Origin of the sequence: Brevibacterium sp. FME37 (assembly GCF_014897485.1) — a bacterium.
Lineage (GTDB): Bacteria > Actinomycetota > Actinomycetes > Actinomycetales > Brevibacteriaceae > Brevibacterium.
This window is the reverse complement of the sequence record NZ_JABUYE010000023.1, coordinates 1-21,016: the sequence shown is the minus strand read 5'-3', so window position 1 is coordinate 21,016 and position 21,016 is coordinate 1. Positions and strand designations below refer to the sequence as shown.

At 58.1% G+C, this 21,016-nt stretch carries 14 protein-coding genes; 6 read left to right on the top strand and 8 right to left on the bottom strand.

Features of this window, described 5'->3' with window-relative positions; translation table 11 throughout:
* Nucleotides 1-93: 93 nt before the first annotated feature.
* Nucleotides 94-1,278, bottom strand: coding sequence for an ABC transporter substrate-binding protein (locus tag INT29_RS18670; RefSeq protein ID WP_193072953.1), 1,185 nt, complete (start codon nt 1,276-1,278; stop codon nt 94-96).
* A 14-nt stretch (nt 1,279-1,292) separates the two neighbouring features.
* On the bottom strand, nt 1,293-2,336 hold the full coding sequence (locus INT29_RS18665) for an ABC transporter ATP-binding protein (protein WP_226842222.1): 1,044 nt from the start codon (nt 2,334-2,336) through the stop codon (nt 1,293-1,295).
* Nucleotides 2,337-2,435: 99 nt separating this feature from the next.
* Between INT29_RS18665 and INT29_RS18660 the strand changes: the two genes are divergently transcribed.
* Together INT29_RS18660 and INT29_RS18655 are read left to right on the top strand one after the other, a co-directional pair.
* Nucleotides 2,436-3,200, top strand: coding sequence for a GntR family transcriptional regulator (locus INT29_RS18660; protein WP_193072951.1), 765 nt, complete (start codon nt 2,436-2,438; stop codon nt 3,198-3,200).
* A gap of 10 nt (nt 3,201-3,210) precedes the next feature.
* Entirely contained in the window at nt 3,211-3,885 is a 675-nt protein-coding gene (locus INT29_RS18655) for a cache domain-containing protein (protein WP_193072950.1), read from the top strand.
* A 91-nt stretch (nt 3,886-3,976) separates the two neighbouring features.
* On the opposite strand, the gene INT29_RS18650 is transcribed toward INT29_RS18655, so the two are convergent.
* The 6 genes from INT29_RS18650 to INT29_RS18625 form a co-directional block, all read right to left on the bottom strand.
* Complete coding sequence (locus INT29_RS18650; RefSeq protein WP_193072949.1) at nt 3,977-5,056, bottom strand: hypothetical protein; 1,080 nt, start codon at nt 5,054-5,056, stop codon at nt 3,977-3,979.
* An 83-nt stretch (nt 5,057-5,139) separates the two neighbouring features.
* Nucleotides 5,140-6,855, bottom strand: coding sequence for an ABC transporter ATP-binding protein (locus INT29_RS18645; protein ID WP_226842220.1), 1,716 nt, complete (start codon nt 6,853-6,855; stop codon nt 5,140-5,142).
* Entirely contained in the window at nt 6,855-7,772 is a 918-nt protein-coding gene (locus tag INT29_RS18640; RefSeq protein WP_226831708.1) for an ABC transporter permease, read from the bottom strand. The genes INT29_RS18645 and INT29_RS18640 overlap by 1 nt, the downstream gene beginning before the upstream one ends.
* On the bottom strand, nt 7,769-8,722 hold the full coding sequence (locus INT29_RS18635; protein ID WP_193072948.1) for an ABC transporter permease: 954 nt from the start codon (nt 8,720-8,722) through the stop codon (nt 7,769-7,771). The genes INT29_RS18640 and INT29_RS18635 overlap by 4 nt, the downstream gene beginning before the upstream one ends.
* 1 nt (nt 8,723) lies before the next feature.
* Nucleotides 8,724-10,274 (bottom strand): ABC transporter substrate-binding protein, encoded by a 1,551-nt coding sequence (locus INT29_RS18630; RefSeq protein WP_193072947.1) that lies wholly within the window; start codon nt 10,272-10,274, stop codon nt 8,724-8,726.
* Nucleotides 10,271-11,293, bottom strand: a complete 1,023-nt coding sequence (locus tag INT29_RS18625; RefSeq protein WP_319020943.1) for a TetR/AcrR family transcriptional regulator — start codon at nt 11,291-11,293, stop codon at nt 10,271-10,273. Before INT29_RS18625 ends, INT29_RS18630 begins: the two co-directional genes overlap by 4 nt.
* 220 nt (nt 11,294-11,513) lie before the next feature.
* Between INT29_RS18625 and INT29_RS18620 the strand changes: the two genes are divergently transcribed.
* The 4 genes from INT29_RS18620 to INT29_RS18605 all read left to right on the top strand — a co-directional run bounded on the left by INT29_RS18620 (nt 11,514) and on the right by INT29_RS18605 (nt 20,797).
* A complete protein-coding gene (locus INT29_RS18620; protein WP_193072946.1) occupies nt 11,514-13,523 on the top strand; it encodes a CDP-glycerol glycerophosphotransferase family protein in 2,010 nt (669 codons plus the stop codon).
* Nucleotides 13,524-13,948: 425 nt separating this feature from the next.
* Nucleotides 13,949-17,008 (top strand): CDP-glycerol glycerophosphotransferase family protein, encoded by a 3,060-nt coding sequence (locus INT29_RS18615; RefSeq protein ID WP_226842218.1) that lies wholly within the window; start codon nt 13,949-13,951, stop codon nt 17,006-17,008.
* Nucleotides 17,009-17,394: 386 nt separating this feature from the next.
* On the top strand, nt 17,395-19,323 hold the full coding sequence (locus INT29_RS18610) for a glycosyltransferase (RefSeq protein ID WP_193072944.1): 1,929 nt from the start codon (nt 17,395-17,397) through the stop codon (nt 19,321-19,323).
* Nucleotides 19,324-19,504: 181 nt separating this feature from the next.
* On the top strand, nt 19,505-20,797 hold the full coding sequence (locus tag INT29_RS18605) for a CDP-glycerol glycerophosphotransferase family protein (RefSeq protein WP_319020942.1): 1,293 nt from the start codon (nt 19,505-19,507) through the stop codon (nt 20,795-20,797).
* Nucleotides 20,798-21,016: the final 219 nt, after the last annotated feature.

Here is a 21,016-nt window from a genome sequence, read left to right as displayed (position 1 = left end):
ATGCGAGCCGAAGAAGCTCGATAGACGTCGCCCGGCGGATCTCGGCGGAGGTTGGATACGGCTGTCGGTACTACTGGACTGGCTCATTCTTGATCACCCCTTGATCTGCTGCCACGCTTTGGTCCACGCGGCGTAATCGGTGCATTCGACGTCGGTGCGCCCGTCAAGGCACTCGGTGATAGGTGTGGTCCAGTACCAGATGCCTTCGGCGTACTTTTCGTCTCCGGCATGGTATGTATCGCAGAAGTCCGGATCTTCGGCTTCCTTGCACGCACCTGGGTTGTTCGGAGCTTCACCGAAGTACTCTGTTGCCGCTGCTGAACCCTTAGGGCTCGACATGTAGTCAAGCCACTTGTACGAACAGGTGGTGTGCTCGGAATCCGACGAGACCATCCAGGTATCGCTCCAGCCTGTGGTTCCCTCATCGGGGATGACGGAACCGAACTTCTTCGGGTCGAGTTCGTTCATCGTCACCTGCCAGCCGGTGCCTGCCACCACCGACCCGTTTTCGAAGCCCTGCAGAGACTTCAGATAATCCGACCAGTACTCGGCCACATTCGGGCTCTGTTTCTTGAGCAGTTCGACGGCCGCATCCAGCTGCTTCTCATCGAGCGAATACGGGTTCTTGATCCCCAACTCCGGATTGTGATCCATCAGGTAGACCGCGGCATCGGCGATGTAGATCGGCGAATCGTAGGCCGTGATCTTGCCCTTATTCTCGTCCGCCTTATCGAAGACGGCATCCCACGAGGTGGGGGCCTTCTTGAATTCCTTCTTGTTGTACATCAGAAGGTTCGCCCCATAACCGTGAGGAACGCCGTAACTTTTGCCATCGAGTGAGTTCCAGTCACGGTTCTTCAGGAAGTCGTAGACATTCTCATAGTTGGGAACGAGTTCGTTGTTGATCGGCTGCACGTCGCCTGCGGCGATGAGTCGCAGAGAGAGGTCACCGGAGGCGGCGACAACATCGATCCCACCCTGCTTCATGAGGTTGAACGCTTCATCACTCGTACCGTAGGTCTGCGCTTTCACACTGCAGCCTGTTTCCTTTTCGAAGGGAGTCACCCAATCCGCATCGGGGTCATTCGATCCGTCCTCCACATATCCCGGCCACGCCAGGAGTGAGACCTCTCCCTCGGCCTTGCCGAGTTCTTTGAGCTCTGTGGATTCGGCATCAGATTTGTCCCCGGAGGACGTTCCGCAACCGCTCATTGCGAACGTCAGGGCCAGCGCCGTAACGAGGGCCGCGCCTCCTTTGGCGCGTTTTGTCAGTGCCATCTTCACTGTTCTCCTTAATCAAGTGCGACGTGTGCCGCTGATTGTTCGTCCGTCCGGAGTTTCCGAACGTCAGAGTCGTTGAAATCGAGGTTCACCTGCTCGCCGAGGCTGCGGCTGGGTGAATCGGCAGGTTCGAGAATGGACACTTCGATGTCGTCGATATCGACGATCGTCCGATGGTTCGCACCGATGAACATCCGGTTGCGAACAGTCCCCGTCAGCCGTCCGGCATGTCCATTTCCTGCCGATGAGATGCGTAGATTCTCTGGTCGGATCGTGAACATTCCGCTTCGTCCCAGCAACCGCTGGGAGTGCTCTTCGTCGAAGAGGTTGGATGTTCCGACGAATGAGGCGACGAATTCCGTCGCCGGTGCACGGTAGAGATTCTCCGGTGTATCAATCTGTTGGATCTGTCCGTCGCTGAAGACGGCGATTCTGTCAGAGAGGGTCAGTGCCTCTTCCTGATCGTGGGTGACGAAGACGAAAGTGATGCCGAGGTTACGCTGCAGGTCTTTGAGTTCGACCTGCATCTGTTCGCGCAGCTTCTTATCGAGTGCACCCAAGGGTTCATCCAGCAGGAGAACCTTCGGATCCACGACAATGGCACGGGCGAGTGCAACACGCTGCCGTTGTCCGCCAGAGAGCTCACTGGGCCTGCGCTGTTCAAACGCGCCCAGCCTCATCCGATCCAGCGCTTCTCGCGCCAGTTTGCGGCGGCGAGACTTGGCCACCTTGCGGATGCGCAGACCGAACTCGACGTTTTCGATGACGTTGAGATGTGGGAAGAGCGCATAGTCCTGGAACACCGTGTTGACGTCTCGGTCGTAGGAGGCGAGTCGTTGAACCGGTTTGCCGGAAAGCTCAATCGTGCCGGCTGTCGGCTCATCGAAACCGGCGATCAACCTGAGCACTGTGGTCTTTCCGGAACCGGATGGACCGAGCATCGAGAAGAACTCTCCCTCTGCGATATCCAGATCGACTCCGTCGACGGCGGCGACATCACCAAACCGCCGTTCAACACCCCGGAGGGAGATCGCGGCTGCCGCGGTTGCTGTCATCGTTCGCTCCTCAAACCAAGTGATTGTGTCGTGAATCATATAAACACATGAAACCATATGTTTCAAGGTTTTTTCAGCTTCTACTCGGATACTGGACATATGGAAGATAGCCGTTCACACTCTGCGGTCACCGCGGCCATCTACGCCCCGATCGGCGAGAAAGCGCTGGTTTCCAGGATCCGGCAGCGCCTCGAAGACGCCATTGCGACGGGAGTCCTCGCCCCAGGTGACCGACTGCCCGGGGAGACGGCTCTGGCCTCGCGGTTTCGAGTTTCACTCGTCACCGTCCGAGAAGCACTCCAACATCTGCGCGCCACAAATCTGCTCTACACCAAGCAAGGACGCGGTGGCGGCAGCTTCGTCGCAGTCGATTCCAGCCATGCAAGTGCTTTGCTTGAACGACGCATCGCAGCCCTGTCACGCGCAGAGATCACCGACCTGGCAACCTACTATCGAACCATCGCCGATGGTGTGTTGCGGACGATTTCCGCCATGGGCCTCGAGCAGAATCTGGACGCCGTGCGCGAGACCTTTCGGCGTGCAGATCCTACTGACGGCGCTGAAGCTCGATCGGTTCAAGGTGGTTTGGATCTTCGCTTGGCAGGTGAGTCCCAATCAGTGCGTTTGGTTCACGAACAGATCCGAATCCAGAATGATTTCGGGGCACTTCTCTGGGTCGGATTGGACGACACAGACCTCCGCAGTTCGATCTTCTCTCTCAACAGGGCAATGCTTGATGAGATGATCTCAGGGCACACGGACGCCGCGATAACGGCCCGTGGGGAAGCTGTTACCATCTCACTGAGATGGCTGTTGTCCAGACGCAATGACGCACAAAGGCACGAACGTGAGAACAATCGCTGAAACACCTGAAATGACAAGGCTGATGGATGTCATCACCGCTTGGCATGCTCAAGTTCCAGAGACGATTGAGAGAATTTCAAGCGTCGCAATCGCGGCAATCTCCACCGATTCTCGGTCACTTGATGCACAGGTGGAGGAGGTCGTCTTCGACGTCCTCAACTCCACATGTAAGTTCGCCGGCGCCGGCATCGTCAGTGTCCATCCCACGGTGCTGGCCCGTTCACGGTCCCTGCTGTGGTGGGTGACGCAGCTCGAGAACAGTCGCGTGGAACCGCTGCCTCTTGATGCCGATCTGACCGAGCTCGGCACATATCAGGCCGGCCTCGAGGACATCGAGTGGTACCGGGTACCGGCAACCACGGGACGCCCTCATATGACTGGCCCCTTCGTCGATTACATGTGCACGGATCAGTTCGCGTTCACCTTCACCGTCCCTTTGGAGATATCCGGCGAGTTCTACGGGGTCGCAGGAATCGACATGACAGTCCGCAGCCTTGAGGAAGAGATCGAATCGCTGCTCGAAGACGTCAGTCCCGACGCGATCCTGCTGTCCAATACTGACCTGGTGGCCATCAGCCTGGATCCACAGTTCGCCACGGGCAGTCGACTCAAATCCAGGCAGCTCGAAGCCTATGACCTCACGCTCGTTCCCGGCACACTGCTGACGATCGCGGCACCTCGCTGAGAACTTTCCCCACGGAAGTACCGGGCCATTCCTGGGGCGTTACCTCACCGACGGCTACGTTGGCCCCAAGGGCGGCATCACCCGGTCTTCTCTACTTGGCTGTATACCGACTGATCATGCTATCCAGTGTCGAGGCAATATCTTCTCGACCCTTTTCGCGCGAGAAATTCAAATTCTCTGTGGCGAAGACGAGATCACTCTGGGACTTGATTCCCAGTGAATCCAGACGAGAGAGGTCAATGGTGTTGTCGAGCGTCTCGAATTTGTGCAGGACTCCAGACAGTTCCAAAGCAATTTTGGTGCGGAGGCATTTGCTGCATTCTCCGCAGTTGTAATCACCTTTTTTCTGAAAACAGATTCGGAGATGCTTTTGCGCCGACGGGTTATCGGAGATCTTTCGGGTCTTCTCGACCCGTGTGGCCTCCGCACCGTCATGAATTACCTTCAAATATTCTGTCGACCACAGCGGGTCGATCAGTGGATGACTCCCCCACGGATACTGGTCGGCATAGGAGTATGAGGCAGGAAAGTAGAAGCGCTTGTGGTGCGAGCTGAGCAACAGCACAAAGCCTGTGATTGCCGCACCGTGGGACATCTTTGACCATACGAGATGAGGGTTGAGGAAACGTCGAATATTTGACGCACCTTCGATGAGTGTCTTTTCCGCAGCAGCCGAAGCCGAATCCAGGTGGGTACTCATTCTGGCTCGGAGCTCAGTATCTTTCAGACGGACGTCAAAGCCATGAACGAAGAGAATGCTGGAAATTTTGTCGGCATGTTTGTCTAAAGTGTAGAAAGAGTCGACACCACCGGTGAAAGTAGAGAGCGTGCGTTGCTCAATTTGTCGTGGTATCGATTCTCGTGCTGTGGCATGGATTTGGGCACGCTGCATCTTCTTGGGATGCCACGAACAGTAGACGTCCTGGACGACCGTGCTATTTTCCAATAGCTGCCTGGAGACTGGTGCCTCAAGCTTGAGAGACTGTCCATTGGCCATAGCCAACAACAGGCCCACAGGAAATACCGCATCGGCCATCGCTTCTGGGGAGGGCGCGTAGGTTGCCGGTAACCGGAAGCGGAGAGTTCCTGAAGGGCTGATCCCCGAGATACGGGCTGTTACGACGACATCGTCGCCGTCGTGTACTAGCTCTGGGGTAAGAATTTTCACCATGAGAGAAGTTTACAAGAACGGGCTCCGAGTCACGTTCGCCCAAGCCGCCCAGACGTAGCTGAATACCGTTGGCTGCAGCCCCCTCAGAACTTCGGCACGTCGGCGATGAGCGTCCGCGTGTACTCATGCTTCGGGTTCTCCAAGACCTGAGCAGTCGGCCCATAGTCGACAATTGTGCCCTTGTTGAGTACGGCTAGGTTGTCAGCGATATGGCGTGAGAGCGCAATGTTGTGCGTCACGAACAGCATCGCCAGCTGGTGTTCCTCCCGCAAGGTTCGCAGCAGCCCGATGATCGAGGCCTGCACACTCACGTCGAGGGCTGAGGTGATCTCGTCACAGACCAGCACCGAGGGCTGGTTGACCAGTGCGCGGGCGATCGCGGCTCTCTGCCGCTCACCGCCGGACAGGTCACCGGGTCGACGGTGGAAGAAGCTGCGCCCCAAACGCACCGAGTCCAAGGCCTCTTCAACTTGTGCCTTCCGGGTCGCAGCACTGCCCTCACCACTCATCTCCAACGGCACGGTCAGTGACTGGCCGATAGATCTGCGTGGGTTGAGTGAGGAGAACGGGGACTGGAACACGTACTGGATGCCGACTCGCTGCTCGTTCGTCCGTTTCCGAGTCGACTTGGCCAGCTCCGTGCCGCGCAGCCGCACGGCACCGGAGTAGTCATCGTTGAGGCCGGCGATGCAGCGGGACAGAGTCGTCTTGCCCGATCCTGACTCGCCCAACAGCAACGTACAGTCGCCTGGTTCCAGGGTGAGGTTGATGCCGTCGAGGATCTGCGCCTTCCCATAGGCCAGCGCCACATCCGTGGTCTGCAGCAACGGTGCCGTCGCCGAGGTGGCTGTGCCCTCCGATTCCGGCTTCCCTGGAGAAACGAGAATATGTGTGGCTTTGGAATCGGGCTCTGGTTCCGCTGCCGCACCCTCGCCGATGGTCTTGCGGCCGGCAAGGTCTGGCACAGCGGACATGAGCATCTTCGTGTACTCGTGCTGAGGGTTCTCCAGCACAGCGGCCACCGGGCCCTCTTCGACGAGGTCACCGCGCAGCATCACGGCCACCCGATCGGAGATGTCCTTGATCACCGCGAGGTCGTGGGTGATGTAGAGGCCTGCGACATTGTTCGCCACCGTCATCTGGCGGATGGTGTCGAGGACGACGGCCTGCGTGGACACGTCGAGACCGGTCGTGGGTTCGTCGAGGATGAGCACATCGGGGTACATGGCAAAGGCCATGGCAATGCCGATGCGCTGCTGCTGACCGCCGGAGAGCTGGTGCGGCCAGCGCTTCTGATAGGCCTTGTCACCGGGGAGACCGACATCGACGAGCACCGCCGCCACACGTTCTGTGCGCTCGGCATCGTTGGCACCGAACTCGTGGATGTCGAGGACCTCACGGATCTGCTCTCCCACCCGCATTGCAGGGTTCAATGAGAGCGCAGGATCCTGTGGGATGTAGGCGATTCGGGACCCGCGCAGGGACCGCACGGCCACCTCGTCGAGTTCGACGACCTCGACGGCGGTGTCATCACCGCGCGGCCAGAGGCTCACGGACCCGGAGGAGAACTTCAGGCCTTCTCGGAAGTGTCCCATGCAGGCTAAGCCCGCTGTGGTCTTACCCGAGCCCGACTCCCCTACGAGGCCCAGGATCTCGCCGCGGCTCAGTGCGAAGTTCACTCCGTGGAGGATCTCACTGCCGGCAGTCGTGGCGATCTTCAGGTCTGAGACGCGCAGGACGATCTTCTCGTTGGGGACGTTGGCGTCATCGTGGTGGACGGTGGTTGTCTCGGTGGTCATCATGCCTCCACAGAAGTCGATGCGGTGGCCCTGGCGAAGGAGTCCGCGAGCAGGTTGGTGCCGATGGTCAGCAGCGCGATGGCAATCACCGGCAGCAGCACACCCCAGGGTTGGATGCTCAGCGCGATCCGGTTTTCGTTGATCATCAGCCCCCAGTCAGCCGCGGGCGGCTGCAGACCAAGCCCCAGGAATGACAGGGACGCGATGTAGCCGATGGAATAGGTCAGGCGCAGACCGGCCTCAACGCTGAGCGGACCGGTGATGTTGGGCAACAGCTCACGCAGCAAGACCTTCCACCGTGGCATCGCATACATCTCTGCGGCGAGGATGTAGTCCTCGGTGATGACGCCCAGCGTCGCCGACCTCGCGACGCGGGCGATGCGCGGGGCGTGGGTGATGCCGATGACGGTCACGAGCACCCAGCCCTGTGGACCCAGCACTGTGATCGCCAGCAGCGCGAACACGAGCTGCGGGATGGCGAGGATAACATCGTTGAGGCGCATGATGATCGCGTCGAAGGCGCCACCCACGTAGGCCGCGAGCATGCCGATGATCGCGCCAACGATCATACCCAGTGCCGTGGCGAGGACCGAGTAGACGATGAGCGTGAGCCCGCCGGCGAAGAACCGGGAGAGCACATCACGACCGAGGTTGTCCGAACCGAAGAGCCCGTGCGGGGTGAAGGGTTTGGCGACGAACTCGGTCGCGGTGTTGCCCGTCGCCCAGGGCAGCAACAGCGGCCCGCAGAATGCCAGCAGCAGCACGATGATGGTCAGCGTCAGACCGATCTTGCCTTGCTTCTGTGCCAACACGCGTTTGAAGAACGGGGTGTAGGTGGTCTGGGATTCCTTCGGCACCTCACCACCGTCGACTACGCTGCCTTTGAGCTCGTCGAGGTTATTCGTGTTCGTGCTCATGCTGCACTCCTCAGCTTCGGGTTGGTGAGGATGCCGACGACGTCGGCCGCCAGGTTCACCACGACGTAGACAGCGGCGACGAGCATGGAGATCGCCTGCACGACCTGCACGTCTCGGTAGGTCACCGCGTCGATGAGAGCTTGGCCGAGCCCTGGGTAGCGGAACAGGAACTCGACGACGACCACGCCACCGGCCAGCCACGCCAACTGGATCGCCACGACCTGCGCGACAGGTCCCAAAGCGTGGGGCACAGCATGGCGCATGATGACACGTGTTTCGGGAACACCTTTGAGGCGGGCCATCTCCACAAAACCGGAGTCGAGAACTTCGATCATCGTCGCGCGCATCATCCGCACAATGTAGGGAGTGACGACGAGGATGAGAGTCAGCGTAGGCAGGATCAGCTGCTCGGGCCTGTTCCACACGGGTTCGCCCGGCGGGGCCAGGGTCACGGCGGGCAGGATCTGGAACACCGAGGTGGCGAAGATTGCGATGAGCCCGATGCCGATGACGAACTCGGGCATGGCCGCGAGGACGAGGCTGACTCCGGTCAGGGCCTGATCGCGGCGGCCACCGCGGTGCAGTGCTGAGTACACGCCGAGGCCGATGCCAAGGGGCACGGAGATCACGGCAGCGGCGGCCATGAGGATGAAGGAGGCCCACACGCGGTCGCCCAGCAATGCTGCGACGGAACCGCCGCTGGCAGTCGAGGTGCCGAAGTCACCGACGAAGAGGCCACCCAACCAGGAGAAGTAACGTTGCCAAGCGGGTTGGTTGAGGCCCAGCTGTTCGTTGAGGGCGGCGATGCGCTCCGGAGTGGCCTGCTGGCCGAGGATGGCTCGGGCGGCGTCGCCGGGCAGCAGTAGTGTGGCGCCGAAGACGAGTAGGGAGACTGCAATGAGGATGAAGGCGGAGAAGATCAGCCTGCGTCCGATGACTTTTCCGAACATGTCACACCTGTCCTATCCATACGCGGTCGAATCGCCAGCCGCCCAGCGGACGTCCTGTGGCGTTCTTGACCAGCCCGCCGACGTACTTCTGGAAGGCATCGACCTGGTTGGCGAATCCCCAGATGATATAGCCGCCTTCGTCGTAGAGGATCTTCTGCAATTCGTGTTCGAGGTCGCGTCTCTTCTCGACCTTGGGAATGGCGCGGACCTTGTCGAAGATCTTGTTGAAGGCCGGCTGATCCCAGTGGGTCTCGTTGAATGGTGATTCCTCGATGCAGGAGGAGATGACCTGCGGCAGGAAGTCTCTGGTGTACCAGAAATCCTGAGCGAAATCCCATTGGAGGTATTCGTCGCCGAAGAACGTCGTTGCGTCGACTCGACGGATTTTGACTCGGATGCCGGCCTCAGCAGCCTGCTGAGCGAAGACCTGGGCCGACTCGACGGCACCGGATTGGATGGGCGCGGTGACCAGCTCGACATCGATTCCATCGGGGTAGCCCGCCTCGGCGAGGAGCTTTTTGGCTTTGGGAATGTCCTGCTTGCGCTGCGGGAACTCGGGGTAGTTCTCGCTCAGCGGGCCGAACATGTCGTTGCCGATGGTCCCGAAGCCAGACAGGACCTGTTCGATCATCTGCTCCCGGTCGACGACGAGGCGGAATGCCTGACGCACCTTGACATCGTCGAATGGTGCCTTGTCGACACGCATCGTAAACGGCAGCCACATGCCGGTCTCAGAATTGAGGATGGCCATGCGCTCATCGGCGTCGATGACCTCGACGAGGGCCAACGGGATCTGTGCGATCGCGTCGACCTGGGACGAGAGCAATGCGTTGATGAGCGCGTCCGAATCGTTGAAGTTCAGCAGCTGAACCTCATCGAGGTAGATCTTGTCGGCGTCGAAGTAGTGCTCGTTGGGCACGAGCACCGAGGACTGGGCCGCGGTGAACGACTTGAGCTTGAACGGACCGGAGCACACCGGGTCTGCAGGATCATAGCCTTCGGGCACGATGGCCGCAGTGTATTCGGCTACTGCGTCGTTGAATAGGCCGTTGGGCTCGGAGAGGTGGAATTCCACGGTCCGTTCATCCTTGGCGACGACTTTGTCGAGCATGGTGAAGTTCGCGGCTGCTGTCTTGGGATCGTCGGGGTCAGTGATCCTCTTGAAGGTGAAGATCACGTCATCCGGTGTGATCGGATTGCCGTTGGAGAACTTGACGCCCTTCTTGAGGGTGCAGGTCCAGACGGTGGCGTCGCCGTTGGATTCGAAGGACTCGGCAAGCAGCGGGACGACCTTCGAATCGTCGTCCCAGCCATAGAGGGCGTTGTACATGTTGATCACGCGGGCGATGTCGCCGTTGTTGACCGGGATGTGGGCGTCGACGGTGTCCGCGGAGTTGCCTCCGGTGACTCCCACGCGCAGGCTTCCGCCCTTGACTGGTTTCCCTGCGTCGGCGGCACCGACGGAGCTGCCGCCCCCACAGGCGCTCAAGCCCGCCAGTGCGGATATCGACAGCCCAGCCCCCAACGCTTGTCTTCGATTCGGTGTGCTCATGTGCCTTCTTCCTGCTGTGTCGTTTCGGGACGTCCGACTGCGGCGGCCCGTCCTGGCGTTTGGGGTGGGAGGTCATCGGCGAGGATGTGGGCGTTCAGGTAGTTCTCGAGCATGCACAGTGCTTCGTCGTCGGTAAGCGGCATCTGCTCGGTGCTGCGAGCCACGCCGAGTCCGTCGATGAAGATCGACAGGGATTTGACGATGAGGGCGGTGTCGCCGGTGCGGATCGTGCCGTCACGTTGGCCGGCGAAGACGACTCCGGTCATCATCTCCAGCCATTCGCCGTAGACACCGGCGAGGTTGGCCCGTGCGTCCTCATCGGTGGAGGCGAGCGCCCAGCTCTGCATCCAGATCGACCACACACGCCGGATGCGCACATCGACGCCCGCGTGCATGCGTGCGAAGCGGCGCAGCACAGAGACCGGGTCGGAGGGTTCGTTGAGTTCCCGGGTCCGGCCGATGACGTCGAGCGAGTGGCGCAGGGCCGCTTGCAGGAGCTGGTTCTTCGCACGGAAGTGGTAGTTCACCGCCGAGGCGGTCAGTCCGCTGGCGCGAGCGACGTCCTCGGTACGGACCTTGTCGATGCCACGGTCGGCGTAGAGCTCCCATGCGGCTGCGATGATCTTCGCCCGGTTGCGGGTTCCCTTCGACATCCACGGCTTTTCGACCGCGGGAGCAGACGTCTCCTCACAGGCATCGGGCACCGAGTCCACTGTCAGAGCTTCCGCCGCTTTGGCTGCCGCCGGTCGAGCTTCGGAGACCAAATCTCGCCGAGGCGGCCGCGTCTTTCGCCCGGTCGTGAGCCAATCGGTGGTGACGTCGGTCAGTTCCGCGATGTGTGAGATCTCTTCGACCCGGAACTTCCGTATGCCGGCGAGGGATTTCGAGAGTTTGCTCGCGTCGAGCCCGATGTGCCGGGCAACCTCACTGTGGTTGATCCCGGCCGCTTTGATGGCACTGCGGACACGGGCCACCAGGGCCCTCTGTGTGCTGTGCGCACCCTCGCTCGTCGTGACCACCACTACAGTGTGCACAGAAGTTGCGATTTCAGCAAGACTTACAGGGGCTTTGGGCAGTATTTCTCGACGAGGAACTCCACCCAAACCGACAGACACCCACATTCGACCCCACCCCGGATGAACAGTTGATGAAGATTGCGGTAACCTGGATTGTCGGCGATAACCGACCCAGAAGATCACAGGCGTCGGAGTTTTACACGTTCAAAGAGCAAAGGTAACTGTGTCCATTTTCCTCACACCGTTACGCACCGGCCGGTTCGTCTCTCAGAAGCTGAACGATGCGGTGCACATTGCGGCCCTCCGGAAGAAACTCCGTCAGGAACCTGCCTTCCTTCCGCCGTATGACGGACCTTTCGATGTCTTACTCAACTTCCCTGACAGCACGATCAATCTCTACCAGGTTCGACAATGGTACGGACCCCTCGAACATCTCGCACAACGGTTGAAAGTCGGGATTCTCTGTTATCACCCCGAAACGGCCAGACAGATCTCTGAAGAGACCAGTCTCAAAATCATTCTGACCCCGGGCTATATAGACCTGTCCGAAGTAGAGGATGTGCTCCGGCCCAAAGTGATCCTGTACCCGAACCAGAACTACGCGAACTACCGAATTCTGGGACTGGAGTCCTCCGAGCATGTCTTCATCTGTCACGGAGAGTCCGACAAGATCTATATGGCGTCGAATTGGATCAAGATCTTCAACTATTTCTTCATCGCTGGCCAGGCTTCACGGGATCGACTGACTCGTCATGTGCGCAACTACGATGTCGACGATCGAACCATCATGATCGGCCGACCGCAGATCGACATCCCCCAACCTGCTCCGTTCCTGTGGGACGACGAGCGTACGACCATCATCTATGCGCCCACATGGGAAGGCGGGAGACTGACCATGCGGTACGGATCCGTCGCCTCGCACGGTGTCGCCATAGTCCAGGCTCTGGTATCCGAGAAGAACCTGCGGGTGATCTATCGCCCGCACCCCAGAACCGGAATCTATTCTGGCGACTTCCTCAGCGCGGATGCTGAGATCCGCCGGATCATCGCTTCCGCCAATCAGACCGAAGAAAACGCCTCTCACCTTGTCGACGAAACGCCGTTCGGCTGGCAACTCACTGCAGCCGATTTGATGATTACAGACATTTCTGCCGTCGCCTATGACTGGTTGACAACCGGAAAGCCTCTTCTTGTGACCGAGCCCTTGGAGGCCCAAGTTCCGACGCCACACGAAGGAATAATGACGATCCTCCCAAAAATCAAGGCCAGTGCGTCATCGTCGATCGTGTCAATCATCGAATCCGTTTTGCATGACGAAGTCTTGATCAAAAGCTTCTCCGAAGGGGCTGACTACTATTACGGCGATCGCCGTCCGGGAGCTTCGTTGCAGAGATTCACCGACGCGATCGACTACGTGCTCGAGGAACACGATCGAAGCTTGCCGACTCGGGACTGCAGGCATCGGGCACTCAGCAGCGTGTCACCTGCCCGCCCTTTCTCAGCCTCGCCGTCCAGGACGAGAGGAACGAAAGCGAGACTGACAGCCGCAGTCAAACAGATAAAGGCCCAGACAATGCCAGTTATCAAGAGCGTCTCAAGCGTCGGCCGTCGGCTTCTCACGACGACGGTACTAACCTCACGCACCCAGTCGCTCGTCGCCCGCTCAGCCAACGTTGCCGAGTATCATCAGCAATCACCGATCGTCGTTACCGCAATGGGCAATCCCGAGGATCTAGCACCATTGGTGGATTGGTTGCCTGCGCTCGAACTCGCCAACCGAAGTGAGAGAGTGACGATCGTTGTCGGCAATCCCCACGCATACAGATTTCTCAGACGACGTACTCGCCTCCGTATACTTGTCGGCAACAACGCCACAGTGACTGAATCCTTCTATTCAGGGCTCGCACCACTGCTAGACGTTCATTTCGACCAGGCGAAACTAAATCTGCGGGAGGCGGGCCACAACACGATGCGGCATGTGTACGTTGGCTCATTACGTAACCTTGAATGGATCAACAATCGATTGCGACTCTTCGACTTGATCATTCAGCCGCCACAGTTGCCCGACAGGATGATTCGCGAGGCCCTCATCCATTTTCCCGAGACCATCGACATCGTGTCGGTAGGTGCAGAGGATACTGCGCCAGCGCGCGCCCGCGCTATCCGGGACGCAGTCGAATACAGCAGCGAACTCCGGCAAGCATTGACGTGGGAAGTAGGACAAGCACGGTGAGACGATTCTCCACAAGTTCATTGGTTGGCCGCGCAGCGTCAGCTACCAGACGACTGGCGAAGAACCGGGGGTCAGGGGCCCACGAGCCAACAACCAAACCGATTCGACAGCTCACAGTCGAACACGATGACAACCGAACTCATAATCTGAACGTCGAGCTGGCAGTCGACCCACTGCTGACATTGACCGAGATCGTCATCAATATAGACGGCGAATGGACACCTGTGGAAGAGCTTCACGAGGTGCCGTCCCATTTGCCCTCAAATGGCGAGCTACGCGTATACGCTACGTCCATCGATCTGACCAAACTCGCACGAATGATCCAGTCAAAAGCGCGTCTCACCGGAGCGGAGTCAACTATACCGACTGCTCCACAGCGGGCGTCCCTGTTCGTTCGAGCTACTTCGGCGAGCGAAGTGCCTTCGATGGCTCGCGAAGCGGAGTTTGCCGGCCATGACAACGACGGCTCAGACGATCTTGGTTTTATAGACGACGGCGTGGGCGCAACCTTCCTCCTTCCAGTGGGCAAGGCTTCGCACACTCTTCTCCACGAGTTACGCAACGTCGTCGTCGGAAACTCCTACATCGCCCCGTACTCGAACAGGCGCGGCATACTCACATTCGTGGTTGGCGGGAACCCCTCGATCGGCGGGCGCCCGGTTAACGAACGAATGACTCTGGAGAACGCCGAGCTGATCGTGGAGGGCCGCATTAATGTCCACAGCAACTCGATCAGTCGTCTGGAATTGTCAGTGGTCGGACGGACCTCAGGGTTTAAGCTGAACGTGCCTGCCGACATCTCTTACGATGATGCGAGGACGCGGAGAAAATTTGGCTCACGCCTTTACAAGTTCTCGGCTCATTGCGATCTTGAGGCGATCGCCGACCAGTTGCCCAACGACACTCTCGACCTCTACGTCGAGTTCGATGGACCTCAGCTCGAAGAGCCGGTCCGTCGTCGCTTCGGACGCTCGAGGTACCTGGTCCGTCGTCATTCGCGCTCCACCCGCGTCGGCCATTGCGGGAAGACGATCCTTCTCACTCCCTATTACACGTTCAAGGCGAAGAACCCGTCCATCTATTCTGAGGTCTTCGATTCCCAGGTCTTCGAACATATGCGCTCATCGGTCGCTGAGCGGAAAGGTTCACGCAACCATCGTCCAAGAGTCGACAAACCCGTGTGGGTCATCGGAGAGCTTCCTTACAAGGCTCAGGACAACGGCCTCCACTTCTTCAAGTACCTCCGGCACAACCATCCGGAAATCGATGCCTACTACGTCATCGAGCCCGATTCCCCCGAACAGTCCAATCTTGCCGGATATGACCACGTCATCGCCTTCCGTTCCAAACAGCACGTCGACGTCGCTTTGGCAGCAGACCGATTCATCGGTACGCACCATCCCGACTATCTCTACCCCACCCGATCTCCTCGATTCGGCGCGGCAGTCGCATCTGTACCGAAAATCTTCCTCCAGCACGGAGTTATGGGGGCCAAATGGATGGTACCCAACTATGGAAAGAAGTCCAGCGATTTCGTGACGGACCTGGTAATCACCAGCTCCGAGCGGGAAAAACAAATCTTTATCAAGGACTTCGGCTATTCCGCCGACGAGGTGGCTGTCACAGGCCTAGCGCGTTTCGACGCACTGCTAGCCGACGACGTCGACGTCCGCCCAGGTCAGATCCTCATAATTCCGACCTGGCGCCCATGGCTACAGGATCCCGAAACTTTTACGGAATCCGCGTACTTCGAGCGGTGGTCATCACTTCTGTCCGCCGAAGTGATCACCGGATTGGTCGAGGAGCATGGGTGTGAAGTGGTCTTCTGCCTTCATCCCAACATGCAGCAATTCACTCGTCATTTCGACCGTCCGGGGGTCACTGTGGTCAGTCAGGGCGAGGTCGACGTCCAATACCTGATGAAACGCAGCGCTGTCATGATCACTGACTATTCGAGCGTCGCTTTCGACTTCTCCTTCCTCGACAAGCCTGTCGCATATTACCAATTCGACTCGCGTCGCTTCGCCCAGCCGCATGTTTCGGCAAAGGAAGAGTTGCCCGGACCGACGTTCGTTGACGAGGACGAACTAACTAGCTGGCTGATGGACGCGCTCACGGGTCGGGACGACAGCGCGGACCAGTACAGACAAAGATCACGCCGCTTCATCACCTACCAGGACCGCCGTGCCAGCGCACGAACGTTTGAGGCCATTACCGCGGTGCAATCATCGCATTCCCCATTGACGCGGGCAATTCACTCGGAGGAGATCTCTGCGGCGGGTAGATTGTTGCGCAAACACAAGCAGTATCGACCGGTGATGAAGCAGATTTATAAGCTCTTTCGCATGTTGCCTATTGATCCGAACATCATCGTCTTCGAGAGTGGACAGGGCCGGCAGCTCGGAGATAATCCCGGGGCCATCTACGACGAACTTGTCAATCGGGGCGACACCCGCCTGAAAGTCTGGATCTACAACAAACGCTTCCCCATCCGGGACGACCAAACGATCATCGTCAAAAAATACTCCCCGGAGTACTTCTGGTATCTCGCTCGAGCGAAGTACTGGGTGAGCAATCAGAATATGCCCCACTTCATCCATCGCCGCAGCCAAGGCGTCTACATTCAGACCTGGCACGGCACACCTCTGAAGAAGATGTTCCTTGACATCGACCAGATCGTCGGTCGTGACGAAGGGTACGTCGCCCGCGTCACCGAGGCCACACGGCAGTGGACAGTACTCGTCTCACCGAATCCCTACACCACTGACATCATGCGTTCGGCCTATGCCTTCGGTGGCCCCTCGGTCGAACTTGGCTATCCTCGAAACGATGTGTTGCTCAATGAAGCCGCCGACGACCGTCGGAAGTCTGTACGACAGCGGCTCGGACTCGCCGATTCGGATTTCGTCGTTCTCTACGCGCCGACATTCAGAGATGATAAGCCCACGACTCGTGGCCGTTTCGCCTTCGAGTGGCCGTTCCCGCCCGAGGAATTCGAGTCGCGCTTCGCCTCAACGAACGTGAAGTTGCTCGTCAGAGCCCACGTACTCATCAACACGAAGATTCGCGTACCAAAGGACTCCGAGACCATCACCAATGTCACGAAGCTCCCCGACATCCAGGAACTCTACCTCGCTTCCGACATGCTCGTTACTGACTATTCCTCTGTGTTCTTCGACTACAGCCTTCTGAAGAGGCCCATTTGCTTCTATGCTCACGACCTCGAGAAGTACAGGCAGGAGTTGCGCGGATTCTATCTCGACTACAGCACCGAGCTTCCCGGCCCCATCGTGGAAAGCGCTGAGGACCTATACCACGCAATCGACACTGCCCGCGAAACAGGACAACTCGAGGGCTCTGTTCCGCTTGCAGATTTCGTCGATCGCTTCGCTTCCGCAGATGACGGGCACGCAACCGAACGCGTTGTCGATGCCTTACTGGATTTAGGTGAAGCGACAGCAAAGAAGACTGAACCACGATTGTGATCTGGACCGGATGCCCCACGACTTATTCAGAACTCTTGCGGTCGCGGTTCACAGGCGAGCTCGTTTGTGTAATTTGTACTGATGCACCCGATGCCCGAAGCAAAGACGCCGCTGCACGCATGACGATAAGCCAAGACGTACTGGCCGGGCAGAGGCTGATGCCGACAACATCAGCCACGACAGCACTCGCCTCCTCGTTCCAGCTCGTCCTGCCCAGCAGACGCATTGGTATGCCTCCGCGCGCACCATCGGGCTGTCGCAAGGTTCAGAGATCACATCGACGTGGCTTCTCGCCCGGAGCGTGAGGCATCGTCCCGGGAGAACAAATGAGTCCTGTCCGGCGCGGGGCTTCCCCCCTTCAACCGCGACAGCAATAGTATGGGGATATGAACGCGACGCACGGCCGTTACTCATCGCCAACTATCTATCAGCATCGGCTCCCCCATAATGGATTACTACCAGAAGGAAATTACTACACTTTCACCTGGGGAATAGCCGAAGAATTTGGCGGAATGACGACTGTCGTTCTTGAACGTAGCTCGGCGTTTGCCAAAGTCGACAATCGCCGTGTGGAGATTCTGACCCTCAGCCCAGAAATGAAGGATGGGACGCGCGAGAAAGAGCTGCGTTCCAAGGGGCATCTCGATCGCCGAGTCAAGATTCGCAACGTTTGGGCTGATCTCCTTACCCGCAGAGACCGCAAGCTCTCAGACCTGATAGGCGAACACGAGGAAATCCAGAATCCTTTTGACGATGTGCTTCCACGTACTAGCGATTCCTGGACTGAAACAAGGACCGACGCTGACGGTGCAGTGTTGCAAGTTGACCGATACCGGGATGATGGAACGCTCTTGGTCAGTGACCGGCAGGACCTGCGGAAACGTGGTCGCCGCGGTGGGCGACGAATAACACTGTTTAATAGAAAACGAAAGCCCGTTGGGCAGTGGTCAACCGCGAGGGCCTTCTACCACTCATGGTTCGACTCCGTGTTTACAGACAAGAGGGCTTTCCTGATTTCCGACTCGTCTTTCGCCGGAGGGCTCGTCCATGATTATCGTCGTGACAATGTGATTCTATGCCAGGTCATACATAGTCATTTCCTGCGGGACCCTGCTAGCGGCGTTCACGGCGAATTGTCCCCGGACAAGCTGGAGATCCTCAGCCACTTAGACTCATATGACCTTGTCGCAAGTCTGACGAACCAGCAACGCGAAGACATGGCCCACTCTCAACTGGCCACCTCCAACTTGCGCACAGTCTCCAATTTCACCTCTAACCTCCACGGAAGCCCGGATGCGCCACGCGATCCCCGAAAGGGAGCGATGATCGCCCGTCTCGTGCACGCCAAACGGGTCTCAGATGCCGTCAGCGCAGTACATCAAGCATCAGAGATAGTTCCGGGCATCACCCTCGACGTTTACGGAGATGGTAAGAATCGTGATGATCTAGAAACTATGACTGAAAACCTCGGTGCCGCGGGACTGATTACCTTCCACGGCCATACTCCGGGAGCTAGGCGACATTTTTTAGATGCTTCCTTCAGCTTGTTGACAAGCCGTTCGGAAGGTCAAGGGCTTGTCATTCTCGAAAGCATGTCTGCAGGCTGTATACCGATCGCATACGAAATTCCGTACGGTCCGGCCGACATTATCACCGATGGCGTCAACGGTTTCCTCATCCGTGACGGGGATACGGATGCCTTAGCTGAAGCGATCTCTCGATTTACAACGATGAGGGAGAACGAACGACGAACTATGCGCGCGGCGGCGGTTCGCCGTGCTTCTGACTTCTTTGCCCATAGAATTGTGTCGAGCTGGGGGAACGTGTTCGCAGAACAGTCCTTTGATGCGTTAACACCAATTTCCAGCGGAGTGGCAGAGTTAATCGAAGCGACCTTAACATCTGATAGCATCGACTTTAAGATCAAAATTGAATCACCTCTGTTACCCAGTCCAGAGGCAGCCTATCTTGTATGGAAGGCACGCAAAGGGGGCCATTTCGGGAGAATCGCTGGTTCAATCGACGGGGCACGCTTCAGCACAACAGTACCTCTCACCCGTTTCGCAGAGATTCCGCAGGGTCTTATCGATATTTCAGTTGATCTCGTCAACGTGCGAGATTTCCAGCGCATCCGTATCTCTAGCGACGATTCACGCATCAAAAATTCTTCCGACCATCTGACTCTATACTCGACTGCCCACGGGAATCTCAGCGCCCGGGTTCAGGCTCCTACGGGCGCGCTGTCGAATCGTGAGGAACGGCACAGGGCGCCCAAGCAAACCGGCAACGGGTCACAGCCACGTGGGCTGAGCTGACGGGAATTTCAGCCAAGACAGGAGCGGCGAATACATCTGCTCGCCCAGGCACCGACACCAACTTCACTACTGGCGAACACGCCGCTTGAGTACTCGATTGCGCGTTTGCCCGTAATATTGGATTCGGAAACGCTTCTCTGAGCGTTGTAGATGAGTCGGATTCCTCGTTGAAAGGGACATCGTGAAGAACCTGATCCGGAAGACAGCACTGATGGCTGTGCGATCGTCTGCTTGGAAGACAACAAGCAAGTGGATCAGAGGCACTGAACGTTGGAATCGCCTCGAGGACGAATTCGATGGCAGCTATGTCCAGGCTGAGATCGTGGTCTACTTCGGCGATCGGGTTTCCAAGTTCTACCAACTCGAACAGTGGATTCCGGTGCTCGAGGAACTTCACAAGACACACCGAGTCGCACTGGTGTTGCGTAAGGGCTCTGCCCTAGTGCGAGCTTTGGAGATTACCCGCCTGCCCGTGGTGTTCAAGCGTCGCTTCGACCCGTTACACAGCTTCTATCATGCCAACGACCTCAAACTGGCTCTATATGTCAACAATGGAGTGACGAATTTCCAGTCGCTGGCCTTCGCTCCGATGGTTCATGTTCATGTCAATCATGGTGAGTCGGACAAGTTGAGCATGGTGTCCAACCAAGCCAAATCCTATGACAGGGTTTTCGTCGCCGGCGATGCTGCGGTTGAAAGGTACCGTAAAGCACTCATCGATTTCGACGAGGCGGCTCTGGTCAAGATCGGTCGGCCGCAGCTGGACATCGAAAAGCCATTGGAACTCGAACCTTCGACGGCGCGAACCATCATGTATGCGCCCACCTGGGAGGGCGAGAACGAGTCGAACAATTACACTTCGGTCGATCTCTTTGGACCACAGATCGTTGAGGCTGCGCTTCAGATCCCGAGCACACGATTGATCTATAAGCCCCACCCCCGAGTCGAATCGTCCAAGGACCCTGCAATGTCCGAGGCGAACGCCAGGATTCTCGAACTCATCGCGGCAGGTAACGCATCCATCGCCGACGAAGCTCTGCAGCACCAGAAGCTCATGCAGGGGGACATTCTCGCCATGTTCGACACCGTCGATCTCCTCGTCACCGATATCTCCAGTGTCGGACTCGATTTCCTCTATCTTCAGCCGAACAAACCGCTGGCTCTGACAGACCGCCGAAATGACAGGGCAACGCTAAGTGCCGAAGCACCCATCAGCCGCGCGACGCCCATCATCAACGAATCGACGATCGATGGCTTGAAGTCGATGCTGAACGAGATGCTCACGGAAGACGGCTCAGCTGGGCGCAGATACGACCTCAGACGTCACTATTTCGGAGAAGGTGAGAAAGGAAGCTCCACCGCGCTGTTCACCGCGGCCGTAACCAAGCTGATCGCCAACCGCGCTGTCGAACTTGAGAAGTTCCATTCAGAGAGCATCAATGCCGAATCCGGCGACGATTCCACTGCCGAATAGTTTCGAGCTCACGACCTTTGCAGCGGAGACTCAAGGATCGCGCTGCCGCCCTGTATAAGTGCTGGGGCGCACGGAAAGATTTCCATGTTTCGTTGAGTACCATTCCCGCGCTCCTATACGGTCGGGGCGGTACCATCTCGGACGTGACTTGCGCAGGTTTAGTTACTGAGTATTTTGAGGTTTGAAGGCCACTCGATATTGCCTCAGGGGACCACCGGT

Bases quoted from the DNA above. Each gene is read 5' to 3' on its own strand.
- INT29_RS18670 (WP_193072953.1), bottom strand. From the start codon at position 1,278: ATGGCACTGACAAAACGCGCCAAAGGAGGCGCGGCCCTCGTTACGGCG.
- INT29_RS18665 (WP_226842222.1), bottom strand. From the start codon at position 2,336: ATGACAGCAACCGCGGCAGCCGCGATCTCCCTCCGGGGTGTTGAACGG.
- INT29_RS18660 (WP_193072951.1), top strand. From the start codon at position 2,436: ATGGAAGATAGCCGTTCACACTCTGCGGTCACCGCGGCCATCTACGCC.
- INT29_RS18655 (WP_193072950.1), top strand. From the start codon at position 3,211: ATGACAAGGCTGATGGATGTCATCACCGCTTGGCATGCTCAAGTTCCA.
- INT29_RS18650 (WP_193072949.1), bottom strand. From the start codon at position 5,056: ATGGTGAAAATTCTTACCCCAGAGCTAGTACACGACGGCGACGATGTC.
- INT29_RS18645 (WP_226842220.1), bottom strand. From the start codon at position 6,855: ATGACCACCGAGACAACCACCGTCCACCACGATGACGCCAACGTCCCC.
- INT29_RS18640 (WP_226831708.1), bottom strand. From the start codon at position 7,772: ATGAGCACGAACACGAATAACCTCGACGAGCTCAAAGGCAGCGTAGTC.
- INT29_RS18635 (WP_193072948.1), bottom strand. From the start codon at position 8,722: ATGTTCGGAAAAGTCATCGGACGCAGGCTGATCTTCTCCGCCTTCATC.
- INT29_RS18630 (WP_193072947.1), bottom strand. From the start codon at position 10,274: ATGAGCACACCGAATCGAAGACAAGCGTTGGGGGCTGGGCTGTCGATA.
- INT29_RS18615 (WP_226842218.1), top strand. From the start codon at position 13,949: ATGGCTCGCGAAGCGGAGTTTGCCGGCCATGACAACGACGGCTCAGAC.
- INT29_RS18610 (WP_193072944.1), top strand. From the start codon at position 17,395: ATGAACGCGACGCACGGCCGTTACTCATCGCCAACTATCTATCAGCAT.